Origin of the sequence: Bacillus sp. V26 (genome assembly GCF_034296245.1) — a bacterium.
Taxonomy (GTDB): Bacteria; Bacillota; Bacilli; order Bacillales; family Bacillaceae; genus Bacillus; species Bacillus halotolerans.
Genome location: NZ_JAXKQF010000003.1, coordinates 383,690 through 407,027 on the forward strand (window position 1 = coordinate 383,690; position 23,338 = coordinate 407,027).

The 23,338-nt window shown below is 46.3% G+C and carries 22 protein-coding genes; 1 reads left to right on the top strand and 21 read right to left on the bottom strand.

Annotation, left to right across the window (positions count from 1 at the left end):
* Positions 1 to 6: 6 nt before the first annotated feature.
* From bacE to UJ203_RS12760, 6 genes are all read right to left on the bottom strand, one after another.
* Entirely contained in the window at positions 7 to 1,188 is a 1,182-nt protein-coding gene (gene bacE / locus UJ203_RS12735; RefSeq protein WP_322011271.1) for a bacilysin exporter BacE, read from the bottom strand.
* Positions 1,185 to 2,603 carry an ATP-grasp domain-containing protein gene (locus UJ203_RS12740; protein ID WP_322011273.1) on the bottom strand — a complete coding sequence of 473 codons (1,419 nt, stop codon included), beginning with the start codon at positions 2,601 to 2,603 and terminating at the stop codon, positions 1,185 to 1,187. Before UJ203_RS12740 ends, bacE begins: the two co-directional genes overlap by 4 nt.
* 22 nt (positions 2,604 to 2,625) lie before the next feature.
* Positions 2,626 to 3,387, bottom strand: coding sequence for a dihydroanticapsin 7-dehydrogenase (gene bacC / locus UJ203_RS12745; protein ID WP_322011275.1), 762 nt, complete (start codon positions 3,385 to 3,387; stop codon positions 2,626 to 2,628).
* Positions 3,384 to 4,097, bottom strand: a complete 714-nt coding sequence (locus UJ203_RS12750; RefSeq protein WP_024123247.1) for a cupin domain-containing protein — start codon at positions 4,095 to 4,097, stop codon at positions 3,384 to 3,386. Before UJ203_RS12750 ends, bacC begins: the two co-directional genes overlap by 4 nt.
* Complete coding sequence (locus UJ203_RS12755; RefSeq protein WP_095712765.1) at positions 4,087 to 4,701, bottom strand: bacilysin biosynthesis protein BacA; 615 nt, start codon at positions 4,699 to 4,701, stop codon at positions 4,087 to 4,089. Before UJ203_RS12755 ends, UJ203_RS12750 begins: the two co-directional genes overlap by 11 nt.
* Positions 4,702 to 4,851: 150 nt before the next feature.
* Positions 4,852 to 6,093 (bottom strand): MFS transporter, encoded by a 1,242-nt coding sequence (locus UJ203_RS12760; RefSeq protein ID WP_322011279.1) that lies wholly within the window; start codon positions 6,091 to 6,093, stop codon positions 4,852 to 4,854.
* 267 nt (positions 6,094 to 6,360) lie between these two features.
* Between UJ203_RS12760 and UJ203_RS12765 the strand changes: the two genes are divergently transcribed.
* The gene (locus UJ203_RS12765) at positions 6,361 to 6,660 is read left to right on the top strand and encodes a hypothetical protein (RefSeq protein ID WP_415859190.1); all 300 of its coding nucleotides are present in this window, start codon (positions 6,361 to 6,363) and stop codon (positions 6,658 to 6,660) included.
* 80 nt (positions 6,661 to 6,740) lie between these two features.
* On the opposite strand, the gene UJ203_RS12770 is transcribed toward UJ203_RS12765, so the two are convergent.
* The 15 genes from UJ203_RS12770 to UJ203_RS12840 all read right to left on the bottom strand — a co-directional run bounded on the left by UJ203_RS12770 (position 6,741) and on the right by UJ203_RS12840 (position 23,337).
* Positions 6,741 to 8,153, bottom strand: coding sequence for an amino acid permease (locus UJ203_RS12770; RefSeq protein ID WP_322011281.1), 1,413 nt, complete (start codon positions 8,151 to 8,153; stop codon positions 6,741 to 6,743).
* Complete coding sequence (locus tag UJ203_RS12775) at positions 8,153 to 9,853, bottom strand: M20 family metallopeptidase (RefSeq protein WP_322011283.1); 1,701 nt, start codon at positions 9,851 to 9,853, stop codon at positions 8,153 to 8,155. The genes UJ203_RS12770 and UJ203_RS12775 overlap by 1 nt, the downstream gene beginning before the upstream one ends.
* A gap of 71 nt (positions 9,854 to 9,924) precedes the next feature.
* Positions 9,925 to 11,472, bottom strand: coding sequence for an L-glutamate gamma-semialdehyde dehydrogenase (gene pruA / locus UJ203_RS12780; protein ID WP_227598559.1), 1,548 nt, complete (start codon positions 11,470 to 11,472; stop codon positions 9,925 to 9,927).
* Positions 11,473 to 11,702: 230 nt separating this feature from the next.
* On the bottom strand, positions 11,703 to 12,977 hold the full coding sequence (gene rocG / locus UJ203_RS12785) for a glutamate dehydrogenase (protein WP_322011288.1): 1,275 nt from the start codon (positions 12,975 to 12,977) through the stop codon (positions 11,703 to 11,705).
* A 183-nt stretch (positions 12,978 to 13,160) separates the two neighbouring features.
* On the bottom strand, positions 13,161 to 13,625 hold the full coding sequence (gene bslB / locus UJ203_RS12790; protein ID WP_024123256.1) for a biofilm surface layer hydrophobin BslB: 465 nt from the start codon (positions 13,623 to 13,625) through the stop codon (positions 13,161 to 13,163).
* 327 nt (positions 13,626 to 13,952) lie between these two features.
* Positions 13,953 to 14,408, bottom strand: a complete 456-nt coding sequence (locus UJ203_RS12795) for a dTDP-4-dehydrorhamnose 3,5-epimerase family protein (RefSeq protein WP_010332322.1) — start codon at positions 14,406 to 14,408, stop codon at positions 13,953 to 13,955.
* On the bottom strand, positions 14,401 to 15,252 hold the full coding sequence (rfbD, locus tag UJ203_RS12800) for a dTDP-4-dehydrorhamnose reductase (RefSeq protein WP_095712760.1): 852 nt from the start codon (positions 15,250 to 15,252) through the stop codon (positions 14,401 to 14,403). The genes UJ203_RS12795 and rfbD overlap by 8 nt, the downstream gene beginning before the upstream one ends.
* A gap of 13 nt (positions 15,253 to 15,265) precedes the next feature.
* Positions 15,266 to 16,213 carry a dTDP-glucose 4,6-dehydratase gene (gene rfbB / locus UJ203_RS12805; RefSeq protein ID WP_322011300.1) on the bottom strand — a complete coding sequence of 316 codons (948 nt, stop codon included), beginning with the start codon at positions 16,211 to 16,213 and terminating at the stop codon, positions 15,266 to 15,268.
* A 2-nt stretch (positions 16,214 to 16,215) separates the two neighbouring features.
* Complete coding sequence (locus UJ203_RS12810) at positions 16,216 to 16,953, bottom strand: sugar phosphate nucleotidyltransferase (protein WP_202852789.1); 738 nt, start codon at positions 16,951 to 16,953, stop codon at positions 16,216 to 16,218.
* Between the two features lie 24 nt (positions 16,954 to 16,977).
* The gene (locus tag UJ203_RS12815) at positions 16,978 to 17,997 is read right to left on the bottom strand and encodes a PseG/SpsG family protein (RefSeq protein ID WP_322011305.1); all 1,020 of its coding nucleotides are present in this window, start codon (positions 17,995 to 17,997) and stop codon (positions 16,978 to 16,980) included.
* A 1-nt stretch (position 17,998) separates the two neighbouring features.
* Positions 17,999 to 18,739, bottom strand: coding sequence for a cytidylyltransferase domain-containing protein (locus UJ203_RS12820; RefSeq protein WP_024123261.1), 741 nt, complete (start codon positions 18,737 to 18,739; stop codon positions 17,999 to 18,001).
* Complete coding sequence (locus UJ203_RS12825) at positions 18,732 to 19,853, bottom strand: N-acetylneuraminate synthase family protein (protein WP_322011308.1); 1,122 nt, start codon at positions 19,851 to 19,853, stop codon at positions 18,732 to 18,734. The genes UJ203_RS12820 and UJ203_RS12825 overlap by 8 nt, the downstream gene beginning before the upstream one ends.
* A complete protein-coding gene (locus tag UJ203_RS12830; protein ID WP_322011312.1) occupies positions 19,853 to 20,722 on the bottom strand; it encodes a GNAT family N-acetyltransferase in 870 nt (289 codons plus the stop codon). The genes UJ203_RS12825 and UJ203_RS12830 overlap by 1 nt, the downstream gene beginning before the upstream one ends.
* Positions 20,723 to 21,892: a DegT/DnrJ/EryC1/StrS family aminotransferase gene (locus UJ203_RS12835; RefSeq protein ID WP_305934283.1), complete on the bottom strand. Its 1,170-nt coding sequence runs from the start codon at positions 21,890 to 21,892 to the stop codon at positions 20,723 to 20,725.
* Between the two features lie 20 nt (positions 21,893 to 21,912).
* Complete coding sequence (locus tag UJ203_RS12840) at positions 21,913 to 23,337, bottom strand: CDP-glycerol glycerophosphotransferase family protein (RefSeq protein ID WP_095712754.1); 1,425 nt, start codon at positions 23,335 to 23,337, stop codon at positions 21,913 to 21,915.
* Position 23,338 lies beyond the last annotated feature (1 nt).

The window sequence follows — 23,338 nt, forward strand, 5'->3', positions numbered from 1 at the left end:
GACTCCTTATAAGTGAATTTGCTCAGTTTTTTTATCCCGTTCCAAAAAAGATTTGTTCACCAGCTTCGTATGCAAAAATAAACCGCTTACCATGATAACAATCAGCCCCATGATGACAGGAGCCTCTAACACGTTGATAAGCATGGAACCAATCGAAATGCACAAGCCAATGGACGCTTCAGCCACCGAAAAAATACGCCCTTGAATCTGGTTCGCCGCGTTTTCCTGAACTTTAACCTTTGCAAGCACTTCCCCATATTCCATGGCGATGAAAAAGAGAATGGCAGCAATGACAGATACAGCAAAAATGGGCGTGAATAAAAACAGCGCCAGCGAGACGATTGATAAAATGGTAAAGTACATCAAGCCTTTATTGTTGTTAAAGCCCCACTTGCTGACAAGCGCCGCTCCGATGAAACCGCCGAAGCCGATGCAGAAGGTAAGGATAAAGTTGCCGATCTCCCCGTCACCCAAAAAGCGGCTGACAATCGGAAAATAGCTGTACACGATCCCCCAAAGCATTGCCATCGTAATCATCGTAAACATGGCGTTTAACACGAATGAATTGGTTTTGATTTCCTTCAGCCCTTCTTTAAAAGACTGAAAGACTTCTTTTATATTTTCAGACTGAATCGGGACAAATTGCAGCTTAATTCGCCTGATAAAAAACGCTGAAACCAGGTATGTCACACCGTTAAAGGCAACAGCCATCTCTACAGACCCGGCTAACAGGAATAACCCCCCGGCGGCCGCCCCGACAATGATAGAAATGGTCGTGGCTTTAGCGAATAAGGTATTGATATTTTTAATATCTGATTCCAGAGAAGACATGACCGCGAGACGCGCCGGATTAAAAAATACGCCGCTCCCGTAAGAGACAAACAGCAGAGCAAGAAAAATCAGCGGATACTCGCCTTTTGGGAGAAAGGTGAGCCCCAAAAAGATGATGCCCCTGATGACATCCGTCCACAGCATAATTTTAATTCTGTCCAATCGGTCAACGAGCACCCCCAAAAATGGCTGAAACACCATCGGAATGCTTCTGACCGCGATGACTCCCGACGTCACCCAATAATCGTGATAATATGTAGACAAAATGAGCAGGGCCGGGAGAACACAATAGTCTCCCATAAACGAAAGCGCCTGCCCGTAAAGCAAGTATTTAGAATTTGGCTTTAACTGTTTCATACCGGCAGCACATACTTCGCAGTCAGCTTTGCATGCTGCTGGATGTGTTTAATTGAATCGGCTACATCCTGGGAATTGCTGCCTTTCAGTTCAAATGCGGCAATGGAATTGAAGGCTTCAAACAGGCTCAAATCAACAGACGTACCTGGTGCCGCAGCCGAGAAAGAAACCAGTTCCGTATCTCCCTTCAGCAGCCCGTCCGGAATGTTGATGGATTCAACGATCATATCCTCCGCCGCTTCAGGAAGCTGCCCGTTTTGTTTGAAATGCTCCGGGTACAAATGACAGTCGGCGATATAGCAAGGTTCTTGCTCCAGCAATCCATCCGGTAGATCGGCGTCTTTTCCGAAACAGAGAACATCCAGCAATAATTGCGCCATGTCGACGCCGAAGACCTTTTTAATATTCGGGATCATATTCCATCCGGCGAACCTGGCCGCAGACTCTATTAAACCGGCTTCTCTATTTTTCATTAACTTGATTTCTGTATGTGTCGCGCAGTTTTCCAGCCCAAGCCCTTCATTTGCTTTTTTGGCCGCTTCAATAATGATCTTTTTCGCTTCATCATCCAAGATAGACGGCGTGATATGCGATGTTTCCGTAAATCCGATTTGCGGTGTTTTGTCATGAATCGCGACTGGAAAATATTCTCCGTCCGCCATGATCCCTTCTATGCTGATATAGTCGGAGTATCCCTCGGTTTGATACCAGTCCGGGTATTCTCCCTGTAAAAATTCCTCCGCAATAAACGGGGCTTCAAACGTAACCGCCTTCGGCACATTAATGGATTTCAGGTAGTCATTCACTCTGTTAAACTCGGCTTCTGCTGTTTTGGTGTCCGTAATCAGCGTCACGCCGATTGAACTCGCCAAATATGTCGGTTTTAAGATGAGCGGCGTGCCGATCTCTTTCAGCGCGGCGCGGAAATCTTCGAGGGTTGTAACCCGTTTGTTTTTGATTGTTTTGACCCCGGCTTTATTAAACGCTGCCCTCATTTTATTTTTATCTCTGGCATTTTCGGCAGCTTGTACACCCGCTCCTCTTAAGCCGAGACGTTTACAGGCTTTCGCCATCGGAGCGATGAATAATTCATTGTTTGTTATGATGGCTTCCGCTCCAAACATTTCGGCAACCTTGACGATTTGCTCGACTACCTCTTCTTCGGGTTTGTCATGATCCTCATGCGCCCAGTAAATGGAATCGGGATGCTCGAAATCTGTGATACTCTGAAAATAATCTTTATCCTTTATGACCGCGACCGAGTATTTTTCAATAAGTGCCGCATGGGAAGCTGTAATGGCAAATGGTCTCGGAATAAAGCTGACCAGGTTATATTTTTCAGCAGCGCTTTGATAAAACATATGCGGCGGGCAGCCTCCAAGATCAGCGATAACCAAAACTGTTTTTCTCTCCATATGTAAAACACTCCTTCTCTCTCTATTGTGCGGTATATCCTCCGTCTGCGGTGATGGCGCTTCCGGTCATGTAGCTAGATAAATCAGAGGCTAAAAACAGCATAACGTTTGCTATTTCTTCAGGTTTTCCAAGTTTTAGCATCGGATTCACCTTCGCCTTTTCTTTCTTGATTTCTTCAAGTGTGCCTTCGTTATTTTCCATAAAGGATTTCTCATTTAACGGCGTATCAATAATCCCCGGACATACACAATTAACGCGGATTTGATGTTTGGCGTAATCAACAGCCATTGACCTTGTCAGCTGCAACACGCCCCCTTTGCTGGCGTTATATGCCGGGATATCAGGCCATGCCACGACTCCGCCGACAGAGCACGTATTAATGATATTGCCCTTGCCGGCAGCCAGCATATGCTTGAGTGCGTGCTTGCTCATTAAAAACATGCCCGTCAGATTGACTTGGAGCACCTTATTCCAATCGCTCAGCTCCATCTCATGAATAGGCGCCACGATTTCGATCCCCGCATTATTAATTAAAATATCTAATCCTCCGAATGTATCGATTGCCGATTGAACAGCGTGCTGGCAGGCCGCTTCGTCTGTTATATCTGTTTGCACAAAGTGCAGCCGGTCATTATTTTCTTGCCGGATCATGACTTCTCCCTGTGCTGCATCAATATCCGCCACAACCACATTTGCCTGCTGGTTCAAAAAAGCTTGAACCGCGGCATAGCCGATGCCTGATGCGCCTCCTGTTATGAGGACGGTTTTATCGATGAGGTTCATGATGATTCATCCGCCTTTATCTTTTTCGTTTTTGCTCTGTTGTAGCGCGGCGGAAAGAAGATGTTAATGGATTGAGATTCTTTTTCAGAACGGTTGATGGCACCGTGGTCTTCACGAGGTTCACAGAAATAAGCGGTGCCGAATGTCATATCCACTGTGCAGCCTTCAACGGTCATATCATATCCGCCGCCGATGCAGATGCCGATTTGTTCATTGCGATGTTTATGGAAAGGCATTTCGCCGCCGTTTCCAGGAATCTTGGCCAGCATAATTTCTATCCAATCCTCAACAAAAAATGTGACTTCCATGCCGGGCAATAAATCTCTCGTTTTGAAAATATTCAAAAAGTAGTCTTCAGGACTTGTATACGTTTCATCAGCTTTATACCGTTTAATATCAATGGCAATGACTTCTTGGTCTGTTTCATTTCTTGCTCCGTGAGGCACATGCGGCGGCGCGATATATGCCGATTCCAAGGCTGTCATTTTTTTTGTGACGTCTCCGACAGTCATGGACAGCTCGCCTGAAACGACCATGCCGATTTGAACTTCCTTGTGCTGATGTGGTTCAACGTTAGTATGCGGCGGAACGTAAGACATTAGCACTTCAGTATCGCCGCGGACGGTGGAATACTGTCTCACTCCGTTCTCCCACTCTATTAATTTTGGTGTCGGGAAATAAATCTCCTTCACATCTTGTTCAGTTTTCATAATCAACGTCTCCTTTTCCGAATAATGACCAGCTCATAGGAATGCTTTTAAATGTCTTAACAAATTTGAGCCCGTATTTTTGTCTTGCCAGTTCATTGGTTAAAGCAATGTCAGAAAGACCTTCTTTTACTTTTTTTGCTGCGGCGCTGGTTGAGTTGACCAGCTCGAACCTGACGTCTTTGCGGGTAAAATATTTAATTAAATTGATAGGTGATGGGTGTGAAACAATAATAGATGTGTCGAGCATGTCGTCGCTGAATGTGAAATCAGGACGGACAGCCAGGCCGTACATCGGTGTATCGCACCTGAAGATTTGCAAAAGCTGTAAATCCGGCCTCATGTAGAAATGTTTAATGCCGTCGTAAGCATGTGGAACAATGGTGTATTCCAGCGGGCTTTGAAGAGTCCTTTCGATGCATGATTCAAATGTATCATGCAAAGATAATTTACTGTTTAGCCCTTGGAGAAGAGTAAAATTAGAGATGAAATGTTTTGCTGCGTACTCACTGCTTGTCCCTTCTGGACCGAGCGTGTTGACTGTAATCAGTTTTGATATTGAATAAGCTTTGTTTTTTGTCTGAATGCTATTATCCAATATAATCATGAGCACCAACCAATCTTTTAAATTTTAAGTAAATTTTATCCAGCGGCAATCGAACTGTCAACATTTTTTGAAAATACTGATAATTATTCCCATACAAACAGAAAAACCCTTAAGAAAGGGTTTTTTGTTATAGGAATTTAGAAACTTTGTTTATTGGGATAAGGAATGATCTGCTTTCTGCTCATGCTTGCCGTACTTTTTATATGCGAATACACTGAGCACAAAACCGAGCACTGTCATGATGGCGCAAATCAATCCGACAGCTGCATACCCGTATCCCACATATACAGGTCCCATCAAAGCAGAACCTAATGTCACAGCCAAATTTGAGGCAAGGCTGTAAAACGCCATAATTTTCCCGCGATGACGCTCTGAGCAATCACTCAAAATGGTGCTGAGCAGCGTCACCGTCAAGCTTTGCATTAACCCCCAGATGAATAGACTGATGATTAACAGGGGCATTGATGCGGGCGCATACGCGATACAAGCCAGCAGAATGCTGATGACCGCCAGCGCAATGATCAGGGAGCGCATTTTTCCAATGCGGTCGGCAATCTTACCTGTAAAGACACTCATGGAAAACCCGATGCCATAAATCATAATAAATAAGCCAGCAGCCGTATTGCCTCCGGTAAAAACGTCCTGTAGGTAAGAGCCTAAAAACGAATACATACCGTAAAAACCAATCATATTGCACAAAGTGATTATGATATAAACGGGAACACGCGGCACTTTAAGCGCGTCTCGAAATGTCCCCGCCGGCTCGTCTTTTTCCTCCTGGACGTTGTTTTTATTATTATCGTTATGGCGGCGCATTTCAAATAGGACGAGCAAAACAACAAGTGCACCCATCAAGGCGAAAATCCAGAATGTCCATCTCCAATGTAAGACGCCACCTATAAATGATCCGATCGGCACACCGAAAATCAGTGCAAGCGACCAGCTTGATACGATCAGACCCATCACTTTGCCCCGATATGTATACGGAACACGATCCCCGACAACTGCGTAAGCGGTCGGGACAAACGCACCTGCCGCCAACCCTGAAAGCGCACGGCCTAAAAAGAAGAAAAAGATATTTTGCGCCAAAGCGCATATCACGGTTCCTATAATAAAGATCACAAGTCCCAGCATTAAACTCAGTTCTCTCGAGTATTTATCCCCTAAAGGCACCAGCAGCGGGGCACCGATAAAGATCATGATCCCATATATACTGATAGATAGCGCAAGCACGCTGACATCTGAGTTGAAGGCATCTGCTAAATCAGGCAGCAGCGGTGAAATGACAAGCTCTTCAGATCCAGCCGCAAATACGCCCATTGTTAAAGCCAGCGCAAGAAATAGCGGAAAATGATGTTTTGATTTGATGTGATTGTTTTGTTTACTGTTCATTCTCCCTTAACACCTCTTCCGGAATCTTAAAATAAAGTTGAATTATAGTTTAGCATCCTTTATTTACAATTTACAATTCGAACGAAAATAATTTCCTTTTTATTATTTACATTCAAATATGAATAAGGAATTTCTTGATTCAAATTTAAAATAAAACAAAAACATATTTTGGGATATGCTATAGTAATGCATTTGTTAAGGCGGGTCAGGTGATGAATCAAGGTTATTCAACAGTTAGCCCGATTTCGGGAGGATTCATCCTTCCATTTGCTGACTGGTCAACTGTGTTTATCGTGCTGGCCGGGATCGGGTGTTTTTATTTTTGTCACGGTTCTGACCGCATTTCGGCACTTGCTTGGCGGCCGGGCGTTTATGGGTTTTGCTTTCAGCCAGGCCTTTATCGGGACCGGCATGTTTGCGTATATTTCCGGTTCGCCGTTTGTCCTGCAAAACATATACGGTGTGTCGGCTCAGATGTTCAGCATGCCGTTTGCCATCAACGGGGCTCGTCGGTGTAGCCGGGGAAGAAAACGCGCGGCCGATGGCGTTGAGTATATTCGGCTTTGATGTGCTCGCGATATTGTCCTATGTGTTTCTTGTCAGACGTAACGCGTAAAAAAGCTCTCCGGTCTCCCGGAGAGCTTCTTCTATTGCGCTTCTGTTTGCTCTTTTTTCAGCGGTTCATTTTGTAAGCGTTTCTTGACGCTCAGATGATAGTACGCATAGCAGAAAATAATGATTGGTACACCGCAGTACAAGCCGATTCTTTGATCTGGGATGAATATAAGGCTTATCAATACGCATCCGTATAATACAAACCCAAGAATCGGCACCAACGGATAAAGAGGGGTTCTGAATTCCAGGTCGTTCACGTTTCCGCCTTCAGCGAGGAACCGCCTGCGAAAGAAAAATTGCGAGGCGCAAATGGACATCCACGCGACAACTGTCACCATACCTGAGATTGATATACACCACAAATACACGGTTTCTGCAGCCATGACGCTAGTCAGCAGCGAACAGCCGGAAATCCCAATCGTAATCAGCAGGGCATTGATCGGCACCCCTTTTTTGGTCAGTCTCGTTAAAAGGGCCGGGCCCATTTTGTTTGTTGAAAGCGACCACATCATACGTGAGGCTGCATATAAACCAGAATTGGCAACAGATAAAATCGCCGTTAATATAACAAAGTTCATCACATCAGCCGCAAATGGGATGCCGATTTGATCAAGCACCGCTACAAACGGACTCTCAATCACCCCAGCCGTTTCATACGGAAGAATGGCAACCAAGACAAACATAGCCAGCACAAAGAAAAACAGCGTTCGCCAGATGACATTTCGAATGGACTTTGGCAGTGTCTTTTCCGGACTTTCACTCTCCCCTGCCGCAATTCCGACCAGCTCCGTCCCCTGAAATGAGAAATTGACCATAACCAGCGTAAACATAACAGCCAGCACGCCATTTGGAAACAGTCCTTTATCAGTCATGAAATGAGATAGAAAAGGCGTTTCCTGACCGCCTTTAAAATCAATCAAGCCAAACACGGCGCACCCGCCGATCACGATAAATAATATGATCGCTGTCACTTTGATGCTCGAAAACCAAAATTCCATTTCCGCAAAGCTTCGGACAGACAGCGCATTAATCAAAAAGATGATGACACCGAAAACAAGACACCATATCCAGATCGGCACGGAGGGCAGCCATCTTTGCATCAAAATGCCCGCTGACGTTAACTCCAAGCCGACTGTATTCGCCCAGCTGAACCAATACAGCCAGCCGATCATAAAACCTGTCGACGGCCCCAAAAACTTTGTGGCGTAGGCTTGAAACGATCCGGCCACCGGCATGGCGACAGCCAGCTCCCCTAAACAAAGCATGACCAGATACATTAAAAATCCGCCAATCATATAGGCGACAATGGCTCCGAGAGGACCCGCCTGGCTGATCGTAAAGCCGGAACCTAAAAACAGACCGGTGCCGATGACGCCGCCCAAGGCAATCATAAACAAATGCCGGCTTTTCATACTGCGCTGCAATTCATTTTTATGATCCTGCATCATCCTTCTCCCTTCGGCTCTTTTGTGCTGATATTCATCCGATAGCTTTGCAAAAGGTGAACAGTGGTCTGCTGTATCAGATCAGGCAATACATGAAATGTGTACGGCTTGTATACTCTTTCAGTCCATTTATGTCCGTCTTTCCCGTATACACCCATGTTAATGGAAGGAATGTTCAGTTTCCGTATGGTTTTAAACGGAATGGTTCCAATCATCTCCCACCCCGGGAAGTTTCTGATAAAGGAATCAATTTCCTCATCGGTTTCATGCAGCGATAAAAAGCTGCCGTCTGCCAAGTAAGGGAAAAACTTTTTGAAAACAAAGGTTTCGCCTGTCGTTTCGGCGGTTTTGTCCACCGCTTCTTTGATCACATGCTGCAATAGCTGGTCTCTTGTGCTTTCTTCTTTTAAATAGTTATGCGGTAAATAAGGAGGAGCATAAAACAGAATGACTTTTGCGCCCTGATCGGGATCAAGCTTTTGGAGTTCTTCAATTGCATGAAAACATCTCATGCGCAGTTCAAGGTGCTCATTGGCTTTGAATGCTTGCTCTATACACTGCTCAGGATCAACGCCGCGGCTTCTTAGCTTTTCCATGTATTGATCCAGACTGAAGACTTGAATATCCCAAGACAAATGTCTCTTCGGAAGATTTGTTCGCTTCAGATATTCTTCATAATACTCTGATAATTTTCGTTCTGTGTTCCGGCACGCCTCCTCAGCGACTTGGGTAAGCTGGTCCATGACTTCCTTTGCTGTTTTTTCATAGATAAAATAATTGAAATACAAATAGCTGCTGACGGCGGTTTGGACGTTATAGGATTCTTTGTTATCACGCTGGTACAAGCAGGATGGGGGCAGAACCAATTCGCCTTCAATCTTTTCTGCTAAATGAATATTGTTGTGGATGCGTCTTGTGATTTCAGAAGAAATGAGATTTGGATCGATGCCCGCAAGCGTGTCTCCGACATGCACTTCCCGGCCGGATATATAAAAGCAAGGCAGCAGCTTTCCCGCGGCTCCGGTATAGATATATCTTGTTGAATCACCATCGTACAGCGGCGTAATAAAATCGGTATTAATGGCAGCCAAATACTGAATCTGTTTCTCCTTTTTTAATCGGTTCAGCTCAGAAATACTGGCGAGAATACCGGCATGCTGACTTTCTTCATCCGGGTTTGCCATAAATAATAGATTTCCCGGCAATGCTTTGGGGTTCTCTGAAAAGTGCAGGAGATTGGACAAATGCACCGCGATGCCGCTTTGCATGTCGACAGAGCCTCTGCCGAACATCCACTCACCCGACTTGGCGTCCCGCTGAACGTCTTCATCAAAGTCATAGTTGGAGAAATACTCAGCCAATTTTCCAGAATCAAAAGCGATATCCTTAAGCGGGCCGAAATCTTCAATTCCCACCGTATCCAAGTGGGCGTGATAAATGACAGTATTCCGGCTTTCCCCGCTGCCTTCCACAAACGCAAAAATATTTTTCCGGTTGTACGGGTCATTAGGAATAGCCTGTTCCCATACATGGCAAGGATGTTCCTGAAAGTAAGGATAGCTCATGATGACTTCTTTGATAAAATCTGCTTTCGTCCCTTCGCCGATGGTGCCGTTTACACTGCTGAGGCTGACCAAAGACTTTGTCAGTGTCTCAACCCGTTCTGCCGGCGGCATGTGACTGATTTTTGTATAGAGCATACATCATCCCCCTCATCCAAACATGTAAATAGTGCGATCTAAAAACAATCGCACTATTTCGGTTTTCTCAATTAATACGCTTCGGACGTTGTTTTCGCCTGCATATGAAGAATTAAATAATCCGGACCTCCTGCTTTTGAGTCTGTTCCGGACATATTAAACCCGCCGAATGGCTGATAGCCGACAATAGCTCCGGTACAGCCTCTGTTAAAGTATAAGTTTCCGACATGAAAATCCTCGCGAGCCCGTTCAATGTGCGCACGGTTTTTCGTCAGCAGAGCGCCTGTCAGTCCGTATTCTGTGTTATTTGCAATCTCAAGCATATGGTCGAAATCACGCGCTTTGCAGATGGCAGCAACCGGCCCGAAGATTTCTTCCTGCATAAGACGCGCATGTTCATCAACATCTGCAAAGATCGTCGGCTGAATAAAGTAGCCTTTTGAATCATCGCCTTCTCCGCCGGCCAAAAGCTTGCCTTCAGACTTGCCGATTTCAATATAGCTCATGACTTTATTGTAGGAAGCTTCATGAATCACAGGCCCCATATACGTATCAGGATCTTCCGGACTTCCGACTGTCAGCGTTTTGGTCAGCGCAACTGCTTTTTCTACGACTTCATCATAGACATCCTGATGAATCACTGCACGGGAACCCGCTGAACATTTTTGCCCTGAGTACCCGAATGCGGAGTAAACGATAGAAGAGGCAGCAAGATCCAAATCGGCATCTTTGTCGACAAGCACTGTGTCTTTCCCGCCCATTTCAGCAATCACGCGTTTCAGCCATTTTTGGCCCGGCTGCACTTTTGCGGCACGCTCATAAATCCGGCAGCCGACCGCACGGGAGCCTGTAAATGATACAAATCTTGTTTTAGGGTGTTCTACTAAGAAATCACCAATTTCCGCTCCGTCTCCCGGAATGTAATTGAGAACGCCGTTTGGCAAACCCGCTTCCTCCATTACCTCGACAAATTTAGCCGCCACTACTGGCGCAGCATCTGCCGGCTTCAACAGGATCGTATTCCCCGTGACAATCGCAGCCGCAGCAGTCCCTGCCATAATGGCGAGCGGGAAATTAAATGGCGAAATGACAATGCCGACGCCAAGCGCTTCATAATGATATTGATTGTACTCGCCTGCCCGGCTCTTTACCGGAGCTCCGTTCTTCAGCTTTAAGATTTGGCGCGCATAGTATTCTAAAAAGTCTATTGCTTCCGCTGTGTCAGCATCTGCTTCCTTCCATGGTTTTCCCGCTTCCTTTACAAGATAGCTTGAAAATTCATGCTTTCTTCTGCGCAAAATGGCCGCAGCTTTAAAAAGGATATTCGCGCGGTGCTCCGGTCTTTGTTTTTTCCACGATTCAAATGCCTGTAACGCCGATTGCATCGCTTTTTCAGCAAGCTCTTGATTAGCCGTTGAGGCGTAGCCGATCACTTCTTCCTTATTGGCCGGATTAATCGAAACAATTTTACGATCTGTTTCGATCTTTTCTCCATTAATGACAAGCGGATAATGCTTGCCGAGCTGAGTATTTACAAAGGCCAGTGATTCTTGAAAGGCTGTTTTATTCTTTGCTTCCTTAAAATCAGTGAATGGTTCGTGCGCATATGAAACGGTCATATGTAATCCCCCTCGTTATGTAATATGTCTTCCTACGAAATATAAAAGCAAGATTCGTACCAATATTTCGTCTTTTCACAAAAAAACTTGTAGAATCGCAGAGAACTTTGTCAGAAATCTAAACATTTTTCCTTTTATGAATATAACGTGCAAAATCACTTTGCGATTTTCATGCCATACGCAAACAAAAACGCAAAATAATTTTGCAGAAGAAAGGGGGATTATCCCCCCTAAACCCATCCGCGGAATTGAGACGCCTCTGCAGATTTTCTGATGCCCGTCATGTAAGCCGCCAAGCGCATATCGACTTTGTGTGCGGCCGCGGTCTGATAAATCGTTTCAAATGAATTGACCATCACGTTTCTCAGCTTTTCAGCAACCTCTTCTTCTGCCCAATAATATCCTTGGTTGTTTTGAACCCATTCAAAGTAAGAAACCGTTACGCCGCCTGCACTCGCCAGTATATCCGGCACCAGGAGTACGCCTTTTTCATTCAAAATCTTTGTCGCGTCGATTGTCGTCGGCCCGTTAGCCGCTTCGACCACAATTGAGGCCTTAATGTTATGGGCGTTTTTGGCTGTGATTTGATTTGAAATAGCCGCCGGCACTAAAATATCGCATTCTTGTTCGAGCAGCTCTTCATTTGTGATGACATCTGTAAATAAATTGGTGACCATTCCGAAACTGTCCCGCTTATCGAGCAAATAAGGAATATCGAGGCCATCCGGGTTGTACAGCCCGCCGTGGGCATCCGAAATCCCGATAACCTTGGCGCCGGCATCATGCATAAATTTAGCCAGAAAACTGCCGGCGTTCCCAAAGCCCTGTATGATGATGCGCGCGTTTTGCAGCTTGATTCCTTTTTTCTTAACCGCTTCTTCTATACAAATGGTTACGCCTTGAGCGGTTGCTGTTTCCCGGCCCTGTGAGCCGCCTAAAACGAGCGGTTTTCCTGTGATAAAACCCGGGGAATCGAATTCCCGAAGCCGGCTGTATTCGTCCATCATCCACGCCATAATTTGCGAATTGGTATATACATCGGGAGCGGGAATATCCTTTGTCGGGCCGACTAACTGGCTGATGGCGCGGACATACCCCCGGCTCAGCCGTTCCAATTCTCCAAATGACATCGTCCGCGGATCACAAATAATGCCGCCCTTTCCGCCGCCGTACGGCAAATTCGCGATCCCGCATTTGAGCGTCATCCAAATCGATAACGCCTTTACTTCCTCTTCATTCACCTCGGGATGAAAACGCACGCCCCCTTTTGTCGGGCCGACCGCGTCATTGTGCTGTGAACGATAGCCTGTAAACACTTTCACACTGCCGTTATCCATTTTCACCGGAATTCGTACAGTGAGCATTCTCATCGGCTCTTTCATTAACTCATACATTCCGCTCGGATAGCCCAATTTCCGCAGGGCTTCCTTTATGATCGCTTGCGTAGACAGAAATAAATTGAGAGCTTCTTTTTCTTCATCCTTTGTGATTTGTTTTTCTGACATGTTTTTTCACCTCATCATATTTTTATCTTCAGAAAAATGTAAGCGCTTTTAAAATACTGCAATAGATCAATTCCTTTCTTGATTGGGTTCACCCTTATCTACATGCAAGATTCGTACCAGTTTTTTAACCATACAAAAAAAAGAGGCTGATATCACACCAGCCCCTGATCATTTCTATTGATATTAACGAGGGTCGATAACCAGCTGTGTTTCAGCATAAAAACTGCCGATTCCGAGACCGTTTACCACATCCCCTTTAATCGTGTATGTGCCTGCACGCGGAAGCGTTTTGCGCACCATGACAAGATCGAATTCAGACGCCCCTAACAAATCAAGAGTAAGCGGGAGCCTGACCGTTTTTCCATCGTTTAAAATCTGTGTTTCTTTCAGTGTTCTTCCATTCACAGAATCTCTTGTTGTCGCGTGGAATCCGTCAGGAAATTGAAACTCGACTGCCCCCAGAGAAAGCACTGCGTTTGGTTTATAAGTCACTTCAATATCTGAAGTCGTCCATTCTTTTGTACTGTTTACGGTTTTTGCCTCAATTGATGCAGACTGTGCATGCGCTTGGCCTGAAGGAAGCAAGATTGATAGCAGGACAGCTGAACTGATGAAAAATGAAGATACGAATGAATTTCTTTTTAACATGACATTTCCTCCTCAAATCACGGTTGGAATTTGGCCAGAGCGTCCTCTGCAGAAAAAGCGTTTTACCGTAACTCGCGAATTACCATTTCTTTTTCTTAAAAGTTAATCTATCACCATTTTCCATGGAAGTAAATGTTTTTTAAGGAATATTAACACTTGGAATGATGTAATAAATTCATCCTATTTACACAAGATTCTAATAGACTGTTTCTGATCCGTATCTAGTAAAATATGCGCCTGTTACCCCTGTCTTTTGTCCTGATATCAAAACAGGACAAAAAAAGTCGAAGATGCCTCATGATCTTCGATGGATAACTGCTCTATGATTTATTTAAATTCGGTATTCCAGTTAAAACCGATTGTCTCATCATTCCATGGGATTCTTTTTTCATCGGGCTGATCAGGGTTATACGAGGTTGTCGTAAAATAGATAATTGTCAGCGGCGTTTCGCCCAGCACTCTGTATCCGTGAGCGACGCCTTTTGGAATCAATAACAGCATCGGGTTGTCTTCTCCCATATAATAGACATCGGTTTCTCCCTTTGTTTCTGAATCCTCCCGCAGGTCGTAAAGGACGACCTGAGCGTGGCCGGTCGGGAAAAACCAGAGATCATCCTGCTTCTCGTGATAATGAAACGCTTTAATCACACCCGGATAGCTTTTGGACCAAGACGCCTGCCCAAAATGCTCAAGAAGGTTCTCATCATCGCGAACCAGTTCGGCAAAAAAACCTCTGTCATCACAATGCTTTGTCAGTTTCTTAACCTTGACTCCTTCAATCACGCGCACTGCTCCTTTCCTGCAAAAATTCCCGTAAAGCTTCCCGCCAATGGCGCGGGCGTATGCCGGCTTCTTCAATGGCCCGGTGGCTCAGCACAGAGTAAGCCGGCCGGGGTGTCGGATTCCCGTATTCCTCTGTCGTCACGGGCGTAATCGTTGTGTTCAGCCCGCTTTCTTCCATAATGGCCTTTGCGAACTCATACCAGCTGCATATGCCTGAATTGCTGACATGGTAGATGCCCGGCGGATGACTGAACAGCTTGATGACCGCTTCCGCCAAATCCTTCGTATAGGTCGGCGAGCCGATTTGATCGTTCACAACCCGCAGCTCTTGTTTTGTTTCTGCGAGCTTCAGCATCGTATGAACAAAATTGCTGCCGCTTTGTCCATACACCCACGATGTTCTGATGATCGTGCTGTCGGTTCTTGCTAACTGGATCAGCTCTTCTCCGAGTTTTTTGCTTTTACCGTAGATGGTGTTCGGGTCAAGGTGGCCGTCTTCCCTGTATGGCTGGGTCCCCTTCCCGTCAAATACATAATCCGTGCTGATATGAACATATTGCGCTCCGATGCGGGATGACTCCAGGGCAGTGTAATAAGCGCCAACTCCGTTGATCAAGTATGCTTTATCCAGCTCCGTCTCGCATTTGTCCACGGACGTAAACGCGGCGGTATTGACCACGATATCCGGCTGATAATGCCCGAACGAATGCCGTACAGAACGCTGATCGGCGATGTTCATCATCTGCTTTGTTAACGCAATGACCTCATATCCGGCTTGCTTCAGCTGGCGGCACAGCTCCAAGCCAAGCTGTCCGCCCGCGCCGGTTACCAATACCTTTGTCAATCGAATCACCTTCTCATCGGTCATTGTCTGTATACCAGCGAATCGTGCGCGCAATGCCTTCTTCAAACGGCACTTCCTGCCGCCAGCCAAGCTCATTTTTCAGCTTTGACGCATTGATCGCGTAGCGCCGGTCATGCCCTTTTCGGTCTTCGACGTGAGCAAACAATTCCTCACAGCCCAAATGTTTCATGATGATACTCGCCAGCTCTTTATTCGTGCGTTCATTTCCGCCGCCGATATTATACACCTCACCGTCGGTTCCTTTTTCTAAAATAAGCTTGATGGCGCGGCAATGGTCTTCTGCAAAAAGCCAATCTCTGATCTGAAGCCCGTCACCGTAGAGCGGAACCGGCAAGCCTTGTTTTGCATGGCGGATAATCGTTGGGATCATTTTTTCACTATGCTGATATGGGCCGTAATTGTTGCTGCAGCGTGTAATAATAGCCGGCAGTTTGTGTGTTTTCACATACGATAGAACAAGAAGGTCAGAGCTCGCTTTGCTCGCGGAATAAGGGTTGTTAGGAGAAAGCGGCGTTGTTTCCGTAAATGCGGGATCATTCGCTTCTAAATCCCCGTACACCTCGTCTGTTGAAATATGAATCAGCTTTTTGGCTTTTCCTTGTAAGACTGCCTCAGCCAGACGGTATGTGCCCATGACATTCGTTGTGATAAACGGCTCTGCTTGGGAGATGCTTCTGTCTACATGCGATTCCGCGGCGAAATGAATCACGGCGTCATAGGTCTCGTCAAACGCCCGGTCGATATCCTCCTGAATGCTGATATCCCCTTTTACAAACCGAAACCGGCTGTTTCCCTTTAGTTTTTCGATTTCCTGCGGGTGGCTGGCATACGTTAATTTATCTAGAACGGTAATGCGCGCATCCGTTTCCTTCAGCATGAGCTTTGTAAACGTGAGCCCTATGAATCCGGCCCCGCCTGTAATGAAATATGATTTTGTCATAGCTATTCGTCCTGTCCTTTCTGTAAAGCCTGATGTACCAGCCGGGAGGCGAGATAAAGCGATTCGTGTGTTCCTGCATCGACCCACCAGCCCGATAACACATCATACGTAAGCTTGCTGTTTTCAATGTATAAATTATTTACATCAGTGATTTCCAGCTCGCCGCGCTTGGATGGTGATATTTGTTCAATATACGAAAACACCTCTGCATCATACATGTAAATGCCGGTTACACAAAGGTTGGTCGGCGGATGTGCAGGTTTTTCAATAATGGATCGAATGTGTTTGTTTTTCTCATCAATCTCAGCAATCCCAAAACGTTCTGGATCATCCACTTCTTTCAGAAGCACTTTCGCCCCTTTTCCCTGCTGTTGAAATCGCTCCGTATAAGGCTGTAATGAATCTTCGAATATATTATCACCTAATAATAAAATGAAAGGCTCCTTTCCGGTAAAGCGTTTTGCATATGATAACCCATCTGAAATTCCCGATGCAGCGGGCTGCACTTGATAAGTGACGGAGACGCCAAGCTCCTCCCCGCTTCCCAGCAGCTTATAAAACTGCGGCATGTGCTCTTTTTGGCTGATGAGTAAAATCTCTTTAATTCCGGCTTCCTCAAGCTTCATTATCGACCAGTAAATCATCGGATAAGGGCCTACAGGAAGCAAATGCTTGTTGACGGCTTTGGTTAAGGGCATAAGGCGTGAGCCGTTTCCTCCGGCTAAAATGACACCTTTCACATTAACACTTCCTTACGTGCATTTTTATATCTTATCATCAAGCAAATCATAAAGAATGGCTGATACCCGTTTCATTCCTTTTCCATCTACGAGCGGCCTTCCTCCCTCGTGCAGAGAAAGACGGAGAGGATAGCTGCTGAATATTTGAGACATATGATAAGCAAGCTTTTCGACGGATACATTCTCTCCCAGGCCGAGATCAAGAACGGCGCCATGTTCCGCAAATTTTGCAGCGGTTGCGGTTTGATGGGCAATCTGAGAAAGCACGAGGCACGGCACGCCGATACAGATCGCTTCATAAAGCGAGATGCCGCCGGCGACAATGGCTGCATCTGCTTGTTTCATAAACACAGCCATGTCATTTGTCTGCTCGATTAGTGCGTATTGGGGTTTGTTTTGAATCAATTTACGGACCGCCTCTTGATGCGGTGAAGCGCTGCCCATGATAAAAATCATTTTCTTGTCTTTCCTGTCCGGGAGCTGACCGGCCGCTGCTATCACTTTAAAAACAAGCCGCTTTGGATCGCTTCCTCCTAATGCAACAAGGATATTGCGGCAGTCTTCCTTAAGTGCGTAATCAGCTCTTGCGGCTTGAAAGGCAGGGTGGAGAATAAGATAATCCGGGCCTTCATAGACACGGGCGTTTCCCTGATCGTAAACCTTGCTTCTGACATCGCCGTAAATTCCGTTAATGACCGCATCACTTTGCCCTATCGCTTTCTCATTTTTTTCTTCGAACAGAACGATTTTGGCATCTGTGCCTGCTTTTATTTTTGTTAATAAATCGACAGGTGCACCAAGGATATCGAATAAAAGCAGATCGAGCTTTTTATCGTTTATGTCCCGGAGAATACATTCATTTTGCTGAAGCTCCGGTTTTACGATGACCTGCCAGTACTCTTCTTGAAGAAATTGTTCAGACTCGTCATTTGTGTAAAACGTAATGGAACAGCGGTGTTTGAGTTCTTCCGCAAGCCTTTTCATTCGAACGACGTGCCCCATTCCTTTCTCGAACCCGCCGTCTGCGAATATCCCGATATGCATGCTACTCAACCTCTTTTTGCTTTGTCATACCGTTCATCGCCGCCAGATCAGGGTGCTGGTTCAGCAGGCTGATTAACTCTGCAGCCGAGACATCAGGGCGCTCGCCTGCTTTTTGATAGAGGGCTGAGACCAATTGATAATCTTCCTCCGTATCGACGGTCAGCCGATATTGAGGAGCGCAGAGCTGTTCCGGAGCCTCTAAAAACTGCAAACGGTAAAGATGGGGATGTTTCCGGACATACAAGGTGACATGCTCTTGGTATTTATCCTCCAGCATTTTGATGCCGCTGATATCGAGCAAAAGTTTGGCGCTCACCGCTTCACCGCAAATGCCTAACGGCGTGTTCAGGATATACGTATAATCCGCACCTTGATCAAGATGAGCCGAAATCATCATATCGAGCAACTCTGGATCGACAAACGGATTATCCCCCGTTAAGCGGATGACGACTTCCGGTTTCGCAGCCTTTATGACTCGCGCAAATCTGTCGAGAACCCGTTCCTCACTGCCGCGGAAAACGCGAATGCCGTTCTTGATGCAGTGTGCCTCTAATACATCGTCGGCTTTTTTGTCAGATGTAGCGATGACAAGATTATCGCGCTCCTTTTGATAGAACGCGCTTTGCCGTACGCGCTGCACGAGAATATCGAGTAAATGCTCCGAGCCAAGCGGACGCAGTACTTTTCCAGGAAGGCGTTCCGATCCCATTCTCGCCTGCACGATAAAAAGTATGTCATCCATGGGACGGGCTGTCCTTCGTTAAAATATCTTCCCATGTAATGCCTGTGTCTGCCGGGATGTCCCTTACCGCACGAACGCCGCCGGTCAATAGCTCAAAAAATCTCGGGTGCAGCCCCTGAGGCTTTTGTCCGGGGCGGAGCACGGCAATATTGTCTTCACTGAAGGCATCCCCTTTTTGAATCGGAGCCGTTGTGAAAATTCCCCTATATGCAAATTTTCTGATTTCACCCTCAATGGCAGTTGTTGTTTTGTATGAACTGCCCAGCAGCTTTTCAGAAACTGGCTTCCTGATGCCTAGTTTCAGCTCGGCTTCCGTTTCCCTGATGGCCTTGACCATTTCCTTTAATTCATCCGGATTTAATGCAAATGAATGATCAGCCCCCGGCAGGTTTTTATCGATAGTAAAATGCTTTTCTATCAGTCTGGCGCCGAGCCGGACCGCGGCACATGGCGCTTCTGTCGGGTGCTCGCTATGATCCGAAAAACCGATGGGCGCATCCGGAAAAGCGGCGGCAAGCATCGGGATCACACTGAGGTTGCTGTATTCAGGCGGTGCAGGGTATTTCGCCACACAATGCATAATGGCAATTTCGTGGTTGCCCTCTGCTCTGATGGTGCGCCAAGCCTCATGAATATCAGCAATTTCCGCTCCGGCTGTCGAAAAAATCATCGGCCTGTTCATGCGGGCGACGTACTTGAGCAGCGGGAGATGGTTAATTTCATAGGATGCGATTTTAAAAGCACTTGGAGAAGTAGAAAGCAGCAGATCAGCTGATCCTTCATCACACACCGTGCTTAAAAAAATTACCTGTTTCTTGCGACAGTAGTCCAAAAGCGGATCAATCCACTCCGCGGGCAATTCCATGGACTGAACGAGAGAAAAAATTGATACATCATTGCCCGCAGCCGTTTTGTATAATCCAGGATCTTTCTGATACATCTTATCAGCCTGGAACATTTGAAATTTAACGGCATCTGCACCCGCTTCCGCCGCGGCATCAATCAGTGCAAAGGCCTGATCCAATTTCCCGTCATGATTAATTCCTGCCTCGGCAATGATAAAAACGGGAGCATCTTTGCCGACAGTTTTGTTTGCGATCTGAAAACCCGCCATTATTTCGCCTCCTTGCCCGGCCAAATGTGGTAATAGTAATATGATTGAACAGCGGTGAAGCCCATTCTTTCATATAGGCGGATCGCTCTGACATTATGAAGCTGCGTCCCCGCTGTTACCGTTTTATGCTTCAGCGTCTCCGGTTGTTCTATGAGATGCGCCAATAAATGAAACGCGATACGCTTGCCTTCATACCCCGGCTTCACAGCCATCAAATCAAGCACATACTCATCACCTTTTGATAAACCTTGCAGGTAGCCGATTATTTCCCCATTATATTTAGCGGCAATATTGATATCCGCTCTCCCCATCAGATTGTTTCGTGTCCACTCTTGAAAGATTTTGTTCGCCGCCTCACGGCTGAGATAAGGATCGTGAAAATATCTGCTTTTCGTAAATGCGTCGCTGGCTAACCGGCAAATCTCTTCGGTGTCTCCAGGCTCAGGCTGAACCAGTTCAAAAAATGGCGGCGTTTTTTCAAATATAGACGGGGTCTTCGCCAGTTTAAGCAAACTGCCGACAAAATAAGAGGAAGGCTGCTGCTGAATGACATGTACTGCCCCGATATCCTCTGCCGGTACACGCACAAACACAAAATCCGTTTCATCCGTTTGCCGAACAGAATAAAAGGCCTGAAATAGCCGTTTCAGCTGTCCTGTGCTGTTGGCCGCGAGAAGCTTTACGTTCATGACTTTTTTCTGAAGCATTTTGCTTTCCCAAAGGGCGTCTTCATACAGCATCACGCCTTGAAGCTGGCTGTTTTCAAATAGGCCGAGCGAAAATTGATACGACCCGTCAAGTGTCATCTGTTTGCTTTGGAGAAATTCCATAATCGCCTCTTTGGAAACATTCTCTTTTATCGTATACACCTAACCAGCCCCTTTTGCGATGTCCCGCACGGCCTCTATCACGTCGTTGACATCTTCGTCAGACATTGATGGATACAGCGGGAGTGACAGGGTGCGTTTGTAATACTTCATGGCGAGCGGGTAGTCTGTTTCCTCAAATCCGAATTCCTTTTGATAATACGGATGAATATGCACTGGGATAAAATGAACACTGGTCCCGATATTGTATTCATCCTTTAGAGCCGTAATCATTTCATCCCGAGTGACGCCGGCCTGTTTTTCATCAACTTGCAGAACATATAAATGCCAGGCGTGCCGTCCTTCGTTGTGAACAAACGGCGTGATCAGCCCCGGGATTTGCTGAAAAGCGGCTTGATACTGACCTGCAATCTCTTCTCTCCGTTTTTGCATATCATCCAGCCGTTTCAGCTGATGAAGCCCCAGCGCCGCCTGCAGATCAAACATGTTCATTTTGTAGCCGGGCGACTCGACCTCATAGTACCAGCTGCCATTTGAAGAATAACGGTTCCACGCGCCTTTGCTCATGCCGTGAAGGCTCAGAACCCTGATTTTATCGGCAAGCTCCACATCATCCGTCGTCAGCATGCCGCCTTCCCCTGTCGCCAGGTTTTTGGTCGCGTAGAAGCTGAATGCTGTCGCATCCCCGATGGAGCCGATCATTCTCTGCTTATAAGTGGTGTATACTGCGTGCGCCGCATCCTCGAGCACAAATAGACCGTGCGTTTGGGCAATGGCTAAAATTGCGTCCATGTCACAGGACTGCCCCCCAAAGTGGACGGGTACAACGGCTTTCGTCCGCGGTGTGACCGCCGTCTCAAGCTTTTTCGGATCAATGTTAAGCGTCTTTTCATCTATATCCGCAAACACCGGCGTTGCTCCGGTATGAATAATCGTATTGGCGGTTGAGCTGAACGTCAGTGGAGAGGTTATGACTTCATCACCCGGTCCGACCCCCTTTGCTTTTAAAGCCAAAAATAAAGCAGCGGTACATGAATTCAGCGCCACGGCGTGCTTAGCTCCGACAAACGCGGCAAACTCCTTTTCAAACTGCTGAACCTTCGGGCCTTTGGAAAGCCATCCGGATTCAAGCGTTTCTGTGACCTCCTGAATTTCTTCCTTTCCGATCAGCGGCAAGGAATAAGGAAGAAAATGATTTCTCTTTTGCACCATTTCTTTGCGCTCCTATCGTTTTATTCAGAATGATCCCGCCTGTAATCAACCCCTGTTTTTGCTTTCAGTTCCGAAAACAAGGCGAGCGTCGACTCAGTAACCGGGTAATTAGAAGCCGTAAATGACAGACGCGCCGCTTCTGCCTTCTGATACATGGCGGGATTTTGAAGAACCTCAATCAGGGTGCGCGCTAATTCCTCCGGTTTTTCAAATATAAAATCGCCAAGAGACTCGTAATACGGATACGTGCGGTTTCCGGTCGATTTCCCGATCAGTGCGGGCTTTTGAAACAGCATGGCCTCAAGGCCCACCGTTGAGGTTTGTGTCACAGCGGCGTCAGCATACGCCAGAATATCGTACAGATCCATCTCTTTTTTGATGACTCTGCATGCTTTATGTTTTTTTGCCGCCGCATGATACAGATCCAGCTTGTTTTTTCCGATTTCCCATGGGTGAGGTTTAATGATGATTTGCAGCTGTTTTTGCGTGGTAAGCTCCGCTAACACACTTGAATAAAATTCCTCGGAAAAGGGCTGTGTCGCGATCAAAACGATTTTTTTAGACGGGTGAAAGGCCAGCTTTCGATAAAATACTGACATGTCCATAGGTGTCCTGTTAAAGATTTCGTCAAAGCGGGGATGTCCCGTTATGAGAATCTGTTCTGGTTTGCAGCCTTTTTGCTGATACCAACCAGCTTCATATGCGCCAAAAACAGCCTGATAGGTTGTAAAAACGGGCAAGAAGGCTTCATCACCCATCAGCGCTCCATGCTGAAGGCAGACGCTCACGGCCCCTCTCCTTTCGCACATAAGAGCGAGCACCCTGCTGTAAATGTCTTCTGTCGTTCCTACAACAACGGCAGAAATGTTCTCTTTCTTGAATAAAGCATCTACTGTGTCAATGGCTTCCATGAACAAAGGAATATCCTTGAAAAGCCGTTCACGAAATGCTTGATCACCGAATGCCGGGTGGTCATCATAAGCCGAAAGAATCGAAAAAGCCTTTTCAAGATACGGCTTCGGATCGCCTTTTTCACATGAAGCAGCCACTTCAGGCTTGCTGATCACAGGCAAATCGCAATAATTCGGCATACTCCATCTTGCCAAAACAGCTGTTTTCTCAGGATCAAATTGGTAGTAATTAGCGTTTACAAAACGAAGGTGATCAAAATGCAAGATCACTTTTCCCTTAACAGGCGCGTCATTTGTTTTGGCAATGCTCTGTTTTTTCTCTTCAAAAAACGTCTGAATCTGGCCTTCATCGATATGCTGATCCGCAGGCCCGAATAATTCCGGTTCTTCTTCCATCATCACTCTCAGCTCAGGGCTGATGTATTGGTAAAAATTACTGATAAGCCCGAGCGGAATCCCCTTGTAGCGAAGCCTGTCAAAAAGCTCCGCATACTTCCGGTACAACACCCAATAATTGCTTAAATAGGCCGACAAA

Coding starts and splice junctions, on each gene's coding strand:
- UJ203_RS12755 (WP_095712765.1), bottom strand. CDS start 4,701: ATGATTATATTGGATAATAGCATTCAGACAAAAAACAAAGCTTATTCA.
- bacE (WP_322011271.1), bottom strand. CDS start 1,188: ATGAAACAGTTAAAGCCAAATTCTAAATACTTGCTTTACGGGCAGGCG.
- bslB (WP_024123256.1), bottom strand. CDS start 13,625: ATGTTAAAAAGAAATTCATTCGTATCTTCATTTTTCATCAGTTCAGCT.
- UJ203_RS12740 (WP_322011273.1), bottom strand. CDS start 2,603: ATGGAGAGAAAAACAGTTTTGGTTATCGCTGATCTTGGAGGCTGCCCG.
- UJ203_RS12760 (WP_322011279.1), bottom strand. CDS start 6,093: ATGAACAGTAAACAAAACAATCACATCAAATCAAAACATCATTTTCCG.
- UJ203_RS12815 (WP_322011305.1), bottom strand. CDS start 17,997: ATGCATATCGGGATATTCGCAGACGGCGGGTTCGAGAAAGGAATGGGG.
- rocG (WP_322011288.1), bottom strand. CDS start 12,977: ATGTCAGAAAAACAAATCACAAAGGATGAAGAAAAAGAAGCTCTCAAT.
- rfbB (WP_322011300.1), bottom strand. CDS start 16,213: ATGACAAAATCATATTTCATTACAGGCGGGGCCGGATTCATAGGGCTC.
- UJ203_RS12825 (WP_322011308.1), bottom strand. CDS start 19,853: ATGGCGGGTTTTCAGATCGCAAACAAAACTGTCGGCAAAGATGCTCCC.
- UJ203_RS12750 (WP_024123247.1), bottom strand. CDS start 4,097: ATGAAAACTGAACAAGATGTGAAGGAGATTTATTTCCCGACACCAAAA.
- UJ203_RS12820 (WP_024123261.1), bottom strand. CDS start 18,739: ATGGATGACATACTTTTTATCGTGCAGGCGAGAATGGGATCGGAACGC.
- UJ203_RS12775 (WP_322011283.1), bottom strand. CDS start 9,853: ATGCTCTATACAAAAATCAGTCACATGCCGCCGGCAGAACGGGTTGAG.
- pruA (WP_227598559.1), bottom strand. CDS start 11,472: ATGACCGTTTCATATGCGCACGAACCATTCACTGATTTTAAGGAAGCA.
- UJ203_RS12770 (WP_322011281.1), bottom strand. CDS start 8,153: ATGCAGGATCATAAAAATGAATTGCAGCGCAGTATGAAAAGCCGGCAT.
- bacC (WP_322011275.1), bottom strand. CDS start 3,387: ATGAACCTCATCGATAAAACCGTCCTCATAACAGGAGGCGCATCAGGC.
- UJ203_RS12835 (WP_305934283.1), bottom strand. CDS start 21,892: ATGGTGCAAAAGAGAAATCATTTTCTTCCTTATTCCTTGCCGCTGATC.